The 14,085-nt window shown below is 38.7% G+C and carries 12 protein-coding genes and 1 tRNA gene; 7 read left to right on the forward strand and 6 right to left on the reverse strand.

Translation table 11 applies throughout. The annotated features are described in order from the left end of the window. Entirely contained in the window at positions 1-1,110 is a 1,110-nt protein-coding gene (locus ABD000_RS08925) for a hypothetical protein (RefSeq protein WP_343766199.1), read from the reverse strand. Between the two features lie 111 nt (positions 1,111-1,221). Between ABD000_RS08925 and recQ the strand changes: the two genes are divergently transcribed. Next, positions 1,222-3,306, forward strand: a complete 2,085-nt coding sequence (gene recQ / locus ABD000_RS08930; protein WP_343766202.1) for a DNA helicase RecQ — start codon at positions 1,222-1,224, stop codon at positions 3,304-3,306. Between the two features lie 188 nt (positions 3,307-3,494). Here recQ and ABD000_RS08935 read toward each other — a convergent pair whose 3' ends face one another. Together ABD000_RS08935 and ABD000_RS08940 are read right to left on the reverse strand one after the other, a co-directional pair. Beyond that, complete coding sequence (locus ABD000_RS08935; protein ID WP_343766204.1) at positions 3,495-4,397, reverse strand: histone deacetylase family protein; 903 nt, start codon at positions 4,395-4,397, stop codon at positions 3,495-3,497. A gap of 19 nt (positions 4,398-4,416) precedes the next feature. After that, complete coding sequence (locus ABD000_RS08940; protein ID WP_343766207.1) at positions 4,417-5,007, reverse strand: carboxymuconolactone decarboxylase family protein; 591 nt, start codon at positions 5,005-5,007, stop codon at positions 4,417-4,419. A 119-nt stretch (positions 5,008-5,126) separates the two neighbouring features. Here ABD000_RS08940 and recJ point away from each other — a divergent pair, with 119 nt between their 5' ends. From recJ to ABD000_RS08955, 3 genes are all read left to right on the forward strand, one after another. Then, positions 5,127-6,815: a single-stranded-DNA-specific exonuclease RecJ gene (gene recJ / locus ABD000_RS08945; protein ID WP_343766210.1), complete on the forward strand. Its 1,689-nt coding sequence runs from the start codon at positions 5,127-5,129 to the stop codon at positions 6,813-6,815. A gap of 122 nt (positions 6,816-6,937) precedes the next feature. Continuing rightward, positions 6,938-8,062 carry a Fic family protein gene (locus ABD000_RS08950; RefSeq protein WP_343766213.1) on the forward strand — a complete coding sequence of 375 codons (1,125 nt, stop codon included), beginning with the start codon at positions 6,938-6,940 and terminating at the stop codon, positions 8,060-8,062. Positions 8,063-8,076: 14 nt separating this feature from the next. Beyond that, entirely contained in the window at positions 8,077-9,345 is a 1,269-nt protein-coding gene (locus ABD000_RS08955) for an MFS transporter (RefSeq protein ID WP_343766216.1), read from the forward strand. On the opposite strand, the gene ABD000_RS08960 is transcribed toward ABD000_RS08955, so the two are convergent. The 3 genes from ABD000_RS08960 to ABD000_RS08970 all read right to left on the reverse strand — a co-directional run bounded on the left by ABD000_RS08960 (position 9,342) and on the right by ABD000_RS08970 (position 12,081). Further along, complete coding sequence (locus ABD000_RS08960; RefSeq protein ID WP_343766219.1) at positions 9,342-10,094, reverse strand: UDP-2,3-diacylglucosamine diphosphatase; 753 nt, start codon at positions 10,092-10,094, stop codon at positions 9,342-9,344. The two genes, ABD000_RS08955 and ABD000_RS08960, sit on opposite strands and share 4 nt — an antisense overlap. A gap of 171 nt (positions 10,095-10,265) precedes the next feature. Next, positions 10,266-10,715, reverse strand: coding sequence for a 6-pyruvoyl trahydropterin synthase family protein (locus tag ABD000_RS08965; RefSeq protein ID WP_343766222.1), 450 nt, complete (start codon positions 10,713-10,715; stop codon positions 10,266-10,268). Positions 10,716-10,746: 31 nt separating this feature from the next. Beyond that, on the reverse strand, positions 10,747-12,081 hold the full coding sequence (locus tag ABD000_RS08970) for an MATE family efflux transporter (RefSeq protein ID WP_343766225.1): 1,335 nt from the start codon (positions 12,079-12,081) through the stop codon (positions 10,747-10,749). A 126-nt stretch (positions 12,082-12,207) separates the two neighbouring features. Here ABD000_RS08970 and ABD000_RS08975 point away from each other — a divergent pair, with 126 nt between their 5' ends. From ABD000_RS08975 to ABD000_RS08985, 3 genes are all read left to right on the forward strand, one after another. After that, entirely contained in the window at positions 12,208-12,999 is a 792-nt protein-coding gene (locus tag ABD000_RS08975) for a universal stress protein (protein ID WP_343766228.1), read from the forward strand. A gap of 78 nt (positions 13,000-13,077) precedes the next feature. Further along, positions 13,078-13,151: transfer RNA gene (locus ABD000_RS08980), tRNA-Ala, on the forward strand. A 212-nt stretch (positions 13,152-13,363) separates the two neighbouring features. Further along, on the forward strand, positions 13,364-14,077 hold the full coding sequence (locus ABD000_RS08985) for an SDR family oxidoreductase (RefSeq protein ID WP_343766231.1): 714 nt from the start codon (positions 13,364-13,366) through the stop codon (positions 14,075-14,077). Positions 14,078-14,085: the final 8 nt, after the last annotated feature.

Consider the following 14,085-nt stretch of genomic DNA (forward strand, 5'->3'; position numbering starts at 1 on the left):
TTAATTTGATGTCACAATTTTTTGCGGAGAAATTTCAACATTAACAAGCTCCAAGTCTTCACCATTAAAATTAGTCGTTGCAATAACTCCTCCTTCATCTTGCAAGGTGTCGTTGTTAAAAGCATCAAATCCAAGAAATATTCGTTGAGATTGCAGATTTACAGTCAACAGGTTTAAAGTGAGATTTAGGCTTGTTTCACTAATCACTGTATTGTAAATTTCAAAAAGATTAATCTCAGAAATACTGACATTTCCGTTATCTAGGTCTAAAATCGCGGGGATACCATAAAATTGCGAAGGTTGTGCTAGCTCTCTAATAAGCTCAACGTAATTATTTTTTGTTTTGACTTTTATCAAACGACTACTATCATTGAATTGATATCCTGCTCTTTGGAATTCTATATCACCTAATGACTCAAATGAATTTATAGCATAACGTTGCGTATTTTTTGTATTAGAAAAAATATAAATAGCCTCATTTACAATAGTCGCTATGTCTCCTAGATCCAATTGAAGCTCTCCTAGTTTTTCAGTACTATTTAAGTCAAATACTTGTAATTTTCTTGAATCGATTTGAGTTGAAAGTGTTGCAACATAAGAGCCAAATACCTCTATTTCGTCAAATATATTTTGACCTGATTGTTGAATGAGGCTGCAGGTTTGACTTTTAATATCATATATTCTTAAAAATTGTAATTCCTGGCTGAAAAGAACATTATGCTGAACAAAATAATCGCTATTTGCTCTAGCCGAAATATATTGTTCTTCATCAAAATCAACATCGCACCCGTATATTGAAGACCCTTCAGAATTTGTAAGAATATTCTTTTGATACAATTTATGTGCATCTCCATATAAATTGAAAACAGACAATAGCCCCTGATCGAGTGTATAGTATTGATAGTCTTCAATGGTTAACTCTGAAGATAAATTTATCTGATTGAATTCTTGAGGTTTAAATGATTCAATATTTATCTGTAAAAGATCATTCTCTAATTGACCTAAAACTGTAATACTTAAATTTTTGTTAGCTTCATTTACATCATCTTCATTCTCACAGGATAAAACTGTAATGGTTATAAATAATAGAATATCTAATTTAATTTTCATCTTTGTCATTTCATCAAATATACAATTAACAGTAAATATTCTAAAAGATACTTGCCAACGACGGTACATTTAAAACCTTATCTTTTTCATTCAAAACCCTATTTTTGAGTCATGACTGTAAACCCAACTTTACCTCAGCTCTTAAAAACTCATTTTGGATTTGATCAATTTAGACCGCATCAACAAGAAATTATTAATGAAGTGGTTAACGGTAATGATGTCTTAGCTATTATGCCTACAGGTGGTGGTAAATCCATTTGCTATCAGCTCCCAGCGATTTATATGGAAGGAACAGCTGTAGTCATCTCACCGCTTATAGCATTAATGAAAGATCAGGTTGATGCGCTACGTGCAAACGGTATTGATGCGGCTTATCTCAATAGTTCTCAAGATGAGTATATACAACAAGAAACCCTTTCAAAGTTTAAAAATCAAACGCTAACATTATTATACATTGCTCCAGAAAGTCTTGCGTTAATTGAATCGTACTTTTCTTTAATTACAATATCGCTTTTTGCTATTGATGAGACCCATTGCATTTCAAGCTGGGGGCATGATTTTAGACCAGCCTACACACAACTTTCCCGTCTTAAAATACATCATCCCCACATTCCGGTCATTGCTCTAACTGCAACTGCAGATCGTACCACTCAGCAGGATATCCTTGAACAACTCTCTATCCCTAAAGCGGTTAAATATGTCTCCTCCTTTGACCGTGCGAACATTTTTTTAGAGGTAAGACCTGCGAGAAATCGTATTAAAAGTATACTTGATTTTTTACAAAATCATGTCGATGAAAATGGTATAGTTTATTGCCTAAGCCGAAAAAGCACTGAGAAAATTGCTCAAAAATTAAACGACAACGGTTATTCTGCAGCTGCTTATCATGCTGGTTTGAATGCAGAAACCCGAAATAATCTGCAAGAAAACTTTAGCCGTGACCACATAAAAATCATGGTAGCCACGATTGCTTTTGGGATGGGAATCGATAAAAGTAACGTGCGCTGGGTTATCCACTATAATTTACCTAAAAACATAGAAGGTTATTATCAGGAAATTGGAAGAAGTGGACGCGACGGACTCCCGGCACACGCTCTACTGTTCTATAGCCTTGGTGATTTAATCCAATTACGTACATTCATTGATCATGGAGCAAATCAAGAAGTACAATACGCTAAGTTAGAGCGTATGCAGCATTACGCAGAGGCGTTGAGTTGTCGTAGAAAAGTATTACTGTCCTATTTTGATGAGCACTACCCTAGTGATTGCGGCTACTGTGATGTATGTGAACATCCACCCGCATATTTTGATGGCACTCTTATCGCTCAAAAGATATGTTCTGCCATCGCTAGGCTCAAAGAGAAAGAAGCCATGGGTGTTGTGATTGATGTTCTGCGTGGAGCAGAAAATGCTACGATCTATGAAAACAATTATCAAAGGGTTAAAACATACGGGGTGGCTAAAGATATTGCATGGAAAGATTTACAGCAGTATTTTATTCAACTCCTTAATCAAGGAATTTTGAACATCAACTTTAAAGAGCATGCGCGTATTGAGCTTACATCTTTAGCTAAAGAGATCTTGTTTAAAGGCAAACAAGTGAAATTGGCTATTCTTGCAAAAGAAAATGTAGTGAGAACAAATCAAAAACAAGAAAAGGTTTCAGGTCTGTTTGAACGCTTGCGTAAATTGCGTTATACATTATCAATAGAAGCAGGTATTCCGGCATTTGCTGTATTTAGCGATGCAAGTTTAAAAGATATGGAAATTAAATTGCCTCAAACTAATGATGAGTTTTTGACCGTAACAGGAGTTGGGCAGGCAAAATTAGAAAAATATTCCTCTGTCTTTTTAGCTGAGATCGCAGCCTATAAAGCATCACTTCTCCCAAAAAAGGCAACGCATCTCTTAAGCTACGAATTATTCGACCAGGGAATGACCGTGGCAGAGGTCGCTGAATACCGCGATCTTAAAATTGGCACCATTTATCATCACCTACAGAAGGCACATGCCGAAGATTGCCCTGTTGATCTTTATGCTTTCGTCAACCGCAAAGAATTAACTGCTATAGAAAAGGCAAAGAACCATTTACAAAACCCCGAAAAACTTAAAATTTATTTTGATTTTTTTGAGGAAAAAATACCTTATTGGAAAATTAGAATGGGATTATATCTATGTGAATTGCAGGAGTCATAGTTGTATTTCTATGAAGATATTGGTCGCTGCTTTTTTTAGTTGAAATAAAAAACTTTTAGTGTTAAGAGATCAACGCCTTAGAAATGTAAATAGTTTAAATTAATCTGAGCTACATTTTACGTTGCCTGGGTGTACAGGTAGCTAATATAAAGTATAGAAAGGATTTTTCCCGGGTGATGGAATACTGCCTAAAAGTAGATTTGCTTTGCCAATCTAAAGGTATTTGCATGGGCATCAATGATTGTTTTAATTTCTGGCGAGTAGCCTCCTCCCATACTGCATTGAACAGGGAGCTGATAGCGATGGCAGGTTTCTAACACAAAACGATCCCGCTCTAAACATCCATTGAGTGTGCAGCCCAACTTACCCAGCTTATCACTGGCTAAAATATCTACGCCACATAGATAAAATATAAAATCTGGTCGTTGTTCGTCCATTAATTTTGGAAGTGTTTCAAATAGAATTTCCAAGTATTCATCATCTCCCAGACCATTCGGTAAAGCAACATCTAGATCTGAGGTTTCCTTTTTAAAAGGATAATTACTGGCACCATGCATAGAAAACGTAAACACGCGATCGTCATGTTGAAATATTTGAGCGGTGCCATTTCCCTGATGGACGTCTAAATCAACGATAAGAATTTTTGAGGCTTGTTGAGTAGCTAATAAATAATGTGCGGCGATGGCTTGATCATTTAACATACAGAATGCTTCACCTCTATCGCTGTATGCGTGATGGGTTCCCCCTGCAATATTCATCGCAATTCCGTACTCCAGTGAATATTCACTTCCGGTTATGGTTCCCTGAGCTATGATCAGTTCTCGATCTACTAATTCTTGGGATAAGGGGAAACCAATTTTTCGCGCTTCACGAGGAGAAATTTTCAGATCGATTAAATTATTTACATACTCATCATCATGAGCCCTTAACACGTATTCCAGTTTAATTTTAGCTGGTGTGAAAAAATTCTCTTTGTTACAGGTGCCTTCGTGCAACAATTGCTTGGGGAGCAAATCGTACTTTTGCATGGGGAAACGATGACCTTTTGGCAAAGGATGTTTATAGATAGGGTGAAACGCGATTTTCAGCATTGACTATTAGGCTACTTTTCTATGCATGTTTCCCCTTATTCCAACCGTGTTTCCCTAAATAGTGCTCCCCGCTCTCAACAGCTCCTTGCTCAATGCTAGTTCCCATGCTATCGTTCCAACGGTTTAAATAGCCAAAAAGTGAAATCACGCCTAACATTTCTACAATTTCACCCTCATTCCAATATGTGTATAAGCGATCTTTGATTGCTTTATCAACTGCATTGGGTACTTGGCTTGCAGCTAATGAGAAGTCCAGCGCTGCCCGTTCTGCCTCACTAAATGCGGGATGTGTTCTGTACTCCCAAATATTATCTAATTGCTCTTGCTCTGCCCCATATCGCTCTGCTGCTCTTATCGCATGAGCCTGGCAATATCTACAGCCAGTAGCATTGCTGCTCACCCATGCGATCATTCGTTTTAAGGCAGAAGTCACCCTACCTTCATTCGCCATCACTGCTTTGTTTAAATTAATAAAGGCCTTTGAAATCGCGGGTCTGTGCTGCATCGTCAACACAGAATTAGGGCAAAATCCCAATGTTTCATTGAAAAAAGTAGCTAATTCGCGGGTTTCTTTATCATGATCTGGAGAAAGTGGGGTTACCAGTGGCATATGTTCTATTTTAAATTATTCAAAAGGCTGAAAGATACATATTCTTTAAAAAAATAAGCATGAAAAAGAGCATCAGCAAACTTCATTTTGTACTTTAGAATTTTACAATTGAACTCAAAATGCGCTGGACGATAAAGCCTGTTCCTGCTTTAGAAAAAATTAAGCACCTTCAAGATGCCTTGCAGGTAGATGCTGTCACCGCGCAATTACTTATTCAGCGTGGGATAAAAACCTATGATGATGCAAAAGCCTTTTTTAGGCCCAGTATATCCCAGCTCCACGATCCTTTTTTGATGAAGGATATGGATCGTGCTGTTGACCGTATTGAAAAAGCGATTAAATCTGGTGAAAATATTTTAATCTATGGAGATTATGATGTAGATGGTACTACTGCCGTGTCCTTGATGTATTCTTTTTTATCAAAAATACATTCCAGTGTAGCCACATATATTCCAGATCGCTATGAAGAAGGCTATGGGATTTCTTATCAAGGAATTGACTTTGCGCAAGACAATGGATTTACACTAATTATAGCTCTAGATTGCGGAATTAAAGCCATTGATAAAGTCGCTTACGCGGAAGAAAAACAGATTGATTTTATCATTTGTGATCACCACAGGCCCGGTGAACACCTCCCAAAAGCCGTGGCGGTCTTAGACCCCAAACGGAAGGATTGTACCTATCCCTACGAAGAGTTATGTGGCTGCGGCGTAGGGTTTAAACTTATTCAAGCACTGGCACAGCATCAAGACGTACCGGTTGAAGCACTTACAGAATACCTAGATCTGGTTGCTACTGCCATAGGAGCAGACATCGTCCCCATTACGGGTGAAAATCGCATTCTCGCGTATCATGGGCTAGAAGTTATTAATAAAAATCCGCGTCCGGGGATTGCGGCCATGACCGCTCCCTTAAAAAAGGAATTGACCATCACAGATGTGGTCTTTATTATCGCACCACGCATTAATGCAGCCGGAAGAATTAAACACGGTCAAAACGCCGTCAATCTCTTGACTGAAAATGATCCAAATGTCGCCATCGCTTTCGCGGAAGAAATTGAAACCTTTAATCTGGATCGCAGGTCACTTGATAAACAAATCACGGCCGAAGCCTTAGCACAAATCACCACCCTAAAAGAAGAAGATAGAATGACCAGCGTAGTCTATGATAAAAGCTGGCACAAAGGAGTGATTGGTATTGTGGCTTCGCGTCTAATAGAAACCTATTATCGACCAACACTGGTATTCACAAAAAGCGGAAATAAATTAGCCGCTTCTGCCAGATCAGTAAGAGGATATGATGTGTATGAAGCTCTTGAGGCTTGCCAGGAACACATCGAACAATTTGGCGGACATAAATACGCTGCCGGACTCACCCTAGCCGAAGCCAATTATGGAGCCTTCAAGCAAAAATTTGAAGAAGTAGTTTCAGGAAATATTGATCCCAAACTCCTCGTTCCTGAAATCTCTATCGATGCCGAAATAAAATTACGTGATCTAACACCTAAATTCTATCGTATTCTAAAACAATTCGCCCCCTTTGGACCGGGAAATATGCGGCCTACTTTTATGGTTTCTAAGGCTCAGGATACTGGGTATGGAAAAACAGTAGGTCAAACAAATGATCATCTAAAATTAACGCTTACCCAAGATAAAGTACGTATTGGTGCAATAGGATTCAATCTGGGTGATAAAGAAGATCTCATCAAAGACAAGCAGTGTTTTTCGGCTGCATTTACACTAGATGAGAATGAGTGGAATGGAAATGTCACGCTTCAGCTCAAATTAAAAGACATAAAGCCAAATTAATTTCGGTTTACTTAATTAATCTCATCGCTATTTAAGGTTTTTCCACAAAAACTTAAATAAGGAGGTTCACTATTTAAGGTTTTTGTATTTTTGCTTAAATAGTAATTGTATTATTTAAAGAAATGAAACGTTTTAATGCAGGTTCATTCATAAATCAAGGGTATTATAAAAGTTTTGAACCCAATGTAATTAATAGACCATGGAATGTAGACGACATGCAAGTCCTTAGCCTTTTGAGCAGAGCAGATAGGCATCTTGGTAGGTTGGATATGTATTCAGAGTATGTGAATATAGATCTTTTTCTAAGTATGCATATTGCTAAAGAGGCTACTCAATCTTCTAAAATCGAAGGAACTCAAACTAACATGGAAGAGGCTTTTTTAAATAAAGAAGATGTCTCTTACGAAAAAAGGGACGATTGGGAAGAGGTTCAAAATTATATTCAGGCCATGAATGAGGCTGTGAAGTTGCTCAGTTCTCTTCCATTTTCCTCCAGATTAATTACAAAAGCACATACTATTTTGTTGCAAGGAGTGAGGGGTAAAAGCAAATTACCCGGAGAATATAGAAGGAGTCAAAATTGGATTGGAGGAGCAACCTTAAATGATGCTGTCTTCATACCTCCTAATCATAATTCAATTCAGACGCTCATATCAGACCTAGAAAAATTTGCGAACGATGAATTAAATCCATTACCTGATTTATTAAAGATCGCAATCATTCATTATCAATTTGAAACCATACATCCTTTTTTAGATGGAAATGGTAGGGTAGGCAGGTTATTAATTACACTATATCTAGTTTCTAAGGGTGTTCTTAAAAAACCTATGCTTTATTTATCTGATTTCTTTGAGAAAAATAGAACGCTTTATTATGACAATTTAATGCGTGTAAGAACTCACAATGATTTAACACAATGGTTAAAGTTTTTCCTTTCGGGTATAATTGAAACAGCAAAAAGCGGAGTAAAAACGTTTGATGGAATTTTACAACTCCAACGCATGAACGAAGAGAAAATTAAAGAACTTAAGGCAAGGAGTAGTGACGCTAAATTGGTTTTAGATCATCTTTATGTCAAACCCATAGTAGATGTTAAAGCTGTTTCAAAGATTATTTCCAAGTCTCTCGTATCGTCTTACAGATTGATTTCAGACATGGAAAAACTTGAAATTCTTGACGAAATCACTGGCGCAGAAAGGGATCGTGTTTATGCGTATAGCAGTTATTTAGATTTATTTTCTAGCTAATCAAGAAATTTAAAATGCCTAAAAACGACCCCTACGCAGCGCTCCGATTTAAAGAGTTCAATATTTTTTTAGTGATGCGGTTTGCATTGGTGTTTGCCTGGTCCATGCAATTTATCGTGATTGAATGGCAGGTGTATTCGATTACTAAAAATCCGTTGTCTTTAGGAATCATAGGTCTCATGGAAATTATCCCGGCATTTACCATGGCATTATTTGCAGGTCATATTGTGGATCAGCGTGAAAAACGAAATCTTCTCGCACTTTGTATAGGAGCATTCTCGCTGATAAGCTTTGGCTTGTTTTTATTGACCTGGCCTAAAATTGTATCAGACTGGTCAAAAGATTATATCCTGTTTGGCATCTATGCCTTAGTATTTTGTGGAGGGTTTCTACGCTCTTTTTTTGGGCCAACCATTTTTTCGCTTATCGCCCTTATCGTTCCTAAACGTATTTATCCCAATGCAGCAACCTGGAGCAGTTCTACCTGGCAAATGGCTTCGGTATTAGGTCCTGCTACCGGCGGATTTTTAATTCATAGGATTGGTGTACATTGGACGCTGTGCATCATTTTTGGTTTAGTTTTATTCTCCTTGGCAGTTCTTTTTAGCATTCCTAAAAAACCTATTCTCAATCCAAACATTGGGGAACCTGTGCTCAAAAGTTTAAAAGAAGGGATTCGCTTCGTCAGGAATACAAAAGCCATTATTGGCGCGCTGACCTTGGATATGGTCGCTGTTTTATTTGGAGGCGCGGTAGCACTATTGCCCGTATTTGCACAAGATATCCTTGAAGTAGGTTCAGAAGGTTTTGGGGTGTTGAGGGCAGCTCCAGCAGTAGGAGCATTTCTTACGATGTTAACCACAGCGTATTTACCCATAAGCAAAAATGCAGGGAAGAAACTACTCGCAACTATTTTTGGTTTTGGAATATGTATCATAGTCTTTGGCCTATCAACTATCTTTTGGGTATCTGTAGTTGCCTTATTTTTTAGCGGAGTTACAGACGGAGTGTCTATGGTTATTCGCCAGACCATCCTGCAACTTAAAACACCAGATCATATGCGGGGTAGAGTAGCCTCCGTGAATTCTATGTTCGTTGGCTCCAGTAATGAACTAGGAGCGTTTGAGAGTGGAGTCACGGCAAAATTAATGGGAACAGTAACAGCAGTTGTTTTTGGAGGAAGTATGACCTTACTTACAGTAGTAACAACCTGGTTTGCATCGCCAAGTTTTAGGAACTTGGACTTAAGAAAAGATGTGGAAGAACACGAGAAAGAACACTAATACTTCTCTAGCGATAGGTCAGTACCATCAAAAACACCATAGGTATAGTAGGTAATCCAATCGCCAAGATTGATATAGGTAGAAGAATCGTTCAAAGGTATTTCTAACGGAAGATGCCGGTGTCCAAACACAAAATAATCACGGTGTTTTTCATTTAACTTACGTTTTGAATATTGAACCAGCCACTCTTTCTCTTCTCCTAAAAAAGTTACATCCTCGTCACCAGAAATGAGTTTATTTTTCACCGAAAAATATTGCGCAAGCTTTACGCCTAAATCTGGATGTAACCAGCGATAGGCCCATTTGGAAACTGGATTGGTGAAGACTTTTTTCATGCGTTTATACCCCTTGTCGCCGGGGCCTAATCCATCACCGTGACCTATGAAAAAAGTTTTGTCGTTAAAGGTAAATTCCTGTGGCTCATGATACACCGGGATGTTTAGTTCTTCTTCAAAATAGCCGTTCATCCATAAATCGTGATTCCCCACAAAATAGTAAACAGGGGTACCGCTATCAGTAATTTCAGCAAGTTTACCTAAGGTTCTGGTGAAACCTTTAGGAACAACAGTCTTATACTCAAACCAAAAGTCAAATAAATCTCCCAATAGAAAAATAGCCGCAGCATCTTCTTTAATCTGATCTAACCAAGCGACAAATTTCTTTTCGCGAATCAAACTCTCCTCACGTGTAGGTGCTCCTAAATGATTGTCACTGGCAAAGTATACCTTTTTACCTATTGGAAGTTGCATATACCGCAAAGATATTAATTAATGGGAAAGCGTAAATTACTGTTCAAGCGTAGCATATTCAATGTGAAATGTCCTTTAATAAAGAAACTATGTTTGCGTGAGGGATAGCAGCGGCATCCTCTCTTCAACGCGTTGAAGAGAGATATAGCGAATAGCCCGGCTTGTCACGCCCTAATTATCACTGGCGTACCACTCTGCAAAACTGGTTTCGGTCTCTTGGAGTCTTAATGCGTACAGCTTAATATGATTGGGTAGTCTGGCACTGATTTTTTCGGCAAAATCTATCACCATGTTCTCACTTGTAGGTTGATAATCTGCTAGAATTACGTTGTGCCCGCGTTGTTTCAACTCTTTTGCCAGCTCAATATGTGGAGTGTTTTTATTAAACACCGTGGCGTGATCAAATTGATTGACAATTTCTTCTTTCACTATTTTTTTAAGGTCGCTAAAATCAATCACCATGCCCAATTTAACGTTATTTGTGTCTGTAATAGGCGACCCGATTACCGTAACCGATAATTTATAGCTGTGCCCGTGAACATTTTTACACTTGCCATCGTAGCCATACAGCGCGTGACCGGTTTCAAAATTAAACTGCTTAGTGATTCGTATTATACTCATGCGTATACCTTAGGATGCAAAAATACGCTTCTTATTGTTTTTTGAGTAAGGGTAAGTAGGTAAATCTAAATTTTAACGTAGAGACAAATGCACGAATAAATATCCAAACTACAAAGGCTCCCCAAATGCCCAATAACCCCCATTGTTGATGCTTGCTCAAATAAAGCATGGGTATGAACCCTAGAAAGGTTGAAGCAAACAACACATTACGCAGGTATTTCATTTTGCCCAGACCCTTGAAAATCCCATCAAAGGTGAATGCTACTGCATTAATGGGTTGAGTAACTAAAACCATAAAAAAGACGCCGTAAAAGATGGCAAGGACTTCGGCTTCTTTGCTAAAAATTAGACCAAGAGGTTCATAAAAAAGTACTCCTAAGAGAATAAGAACCAAACTCATCCCTAAACAATATAGGACGCAACGCTTAGCAAGTATCCATAGCGCCTGATAATTTTTTGCGCCAATGAGTTTGCCTCCTAAAATATTACCAGCGGCACCATAGCCATCCAAAAAGAAGGCAGAAAAAAACCAAATGTTAATCGCAATGGCGTGAGCGGCGATGTATTGATCTCCTAATGCTGTGGCTTCACGTACTGCTAAGATTAAAGCCAAGTTAAGTGCTATGGTTCGCAAAAACAGATTTAGGCTCATAAGGATGAGCGTCTTTATTTCTGGGTGAAAAGGGAAAACTAACTTAAGGGATATGCTGGTTTTTTTAAGCAGAAGGATAAAAGACAACAACGCCATAAGTCCTTGTGAGATCAGACTGGCCCATGCTGCTCCTTTGATATTCATTGCGGGAATAATATTTTCGACTCCATATACCAGAGCGAAATCTAATCCTATGTTTACAACTGCTCCTGTAATCGCGATGATCATAGGCCAGTAGGTATTTTGCAGCCCTCTAAATATTCCAAAAACGGCAAAGGTGAAGAGCGTTAATGGAAATCCCCATACTCTAATGTGGTAGTAGTCTAAACTTAAACGTAGCACCTCTCCTGAAGCATTGAGTAGTTCAAATATTTGCCGCGCAAAGGCATATGTCGTTCCCAGAACAATTAATGCTAAAACTAAGTTGAAGAAAATCGCTTGAGCCGGCAGTACTTTTACATCTTCTAGCGCCCCTGCGCCCAGATGCTGAGATAATATGGTGGATATGGCGCTTCGGGTTTGTCCCAATACCCAAATAAGCATGGATAAAAAGGATCCAACAATGCCCACTGCAGCTAATGATTCTACAGGTAGTGTATCAATGTTGCCAATTACGGCAGCATCAGTCGATGACAACAGCGGTTCTGCTATCCCTGCCAGAATCGCCGGAATTGCCAATTGATGTATACGTTTAAAGGTAACTTCTTGCTGCATGAATGCCGAAACTACTTAAAAAGCACAAAATGATCTAGTGAATTAAGAAGATAATTAGATACAGGATTATGCCGTTTAGGGTTGCGTAAAATAACCTACTTTTGTATTCGTTAAACGACTAGCCCTATGAAAAATATTCTTGTTCCTATTGGATCTTCACCCGGTGCCGAATCCTGCCTGCAGTATGCCATTGACTTTGCTGAAGTTTTTGATGCTAACGTGTATGTGGTTTCGGTATTTAAGCAACTTTCTAAAGCGGGCGGATTATCTAAGGTAAATACGCTACTAAAGGAAGAAAGTGAAGAACGACTAACCCAAGTGATGAATAAAGTGGATCAACGTGACGTACACGTAATTGCGCATCCCATAAAAGGAGAAGTAGTTGAGGGAGTTGAACGTTTTAATCGGCATATTCCGGTGGATTTGATGATATTGAGTCCGCGGAGTAATTCAAAAAAAGATGAGGTATATTTAGGGAAGACCTCCGGTAAATTGATCAAACAAACTACCATCCCTGCCTTGATCGTACCAGATGGCTATACGTTTAAACCGGCAAAGAATATTTTAATGGCGTTTAAGAATGGGAACTTTACTCGTCAAGATGCATTATTACCTTTAAGGCAAATCAAAACATTTTTGCATACTACGATCAATGTCTTACAGGTCATTACGCCAGATCATCAAGAATCGTACAATCAATTTTCTAAGGAGTTAATGGCACTGACCGACAACATTTCTAAAACTGAAAATGCCACCACATATCAAGGTGTGTTAGAACATTTTCAATCCAATCAACCTGATATGTTGTGTGTGGTGAGAAGAAAGCGCGGATTTTTCACCAGACTTTGGGAAAAAGATGTAATTTTGAAACGTGAATTTTTCACTACGATTCCGCTGTTAATCCTTAGTGGAAATTAAAAAAAGGGGATGTAGCTTCCCGCATAATCGCTACGCTCTGCGGGATAGGCACTTCGCTAAATCCCCGCTGAGAAATTTGGGGATGTAGCTCAGTTGGCTAGAGTGCTTGACTGGCAGTCAAGAGGTCACGGGTTCGAATCCCGTCTTCTCCACAATCACTCACAACTGCTGAGTGAATAAAAGTGAAACACCTGCCAAGTTTACTTGAACAGGTGTTTACGTTTTTAGGCACATGACGTGAAAACATTTATGGTTGTTCTTCACTAGAGGCAGATTTAAAAATCGCATAGATTTTAACTAAACCCTAACGCGACAGATTTTATTCTGGGCGTTTCCATGATTATTTTCAAGTAAAAATATACACATGGAATTTGAAGATAAAGTAGCCTATATCACAGGGGGTACAAAAGGAATAGGATTAGGAATCGCAGAAGCACTGTTAGCTAAAGGGATGCGTGTAGCCTTAAGTGGACGAAATGAAACTGATGCCCAAGAAGTGGCAACTTCATTGGATAAGAGCAGTGAACGGACTTTGGGGATAGGATCAGATGTGACCCGCCTCGATCATGAAGAAAAGGCCATTGCCCGTATCATGAAAAAGTGGGGGCAGGTAGATGTGGTCATCGCTAATGCAGGATTAGGACATTTTGCTCCGGTGGATGAAATAAAGCCAGATCAGTTTAAGCAAATGATTGATACCAACCTTATTGGTGCGTTTCATACGCTCAAAGCCAGTGTTGAAGCACTGAAATCTTCAGGAGGGTATTATATGACCATCGCAAGTTTAGCAGGCACTAATTTCTTTGCGGGTGGCACAGGCTACAACGCTTCTAAATTTGGTGTGGTAGGGTTTACACAAGCCGCTATGCTTGACCTGCGCTCACATGGAATAAAAGTAACGACGATCATGCCTGGTTCAGTTTCAAGTCAATTTAATGGCAATGATCCTAATGAATCTGATGCCTGGAAGATCCAACCGGAGGATATTGGAGAATTGGTAATTGATTTACTTAAGATGAACCCCAGAACACTGCCAAGTAAGATCGAAGTGAGACCAACACGACCCGATTTAAAATAATCTTTAGA

It is taken from the genome of Gangjinia marincola, from assembly GCF_039523415.1.
Classification (GTDB): domain Bacteria; phylum Bacteroidota; class Bacteroidia; order Flavobacteriales; family Flavobacteriaceae; genus Gangjinia; species Gangjinia marincola.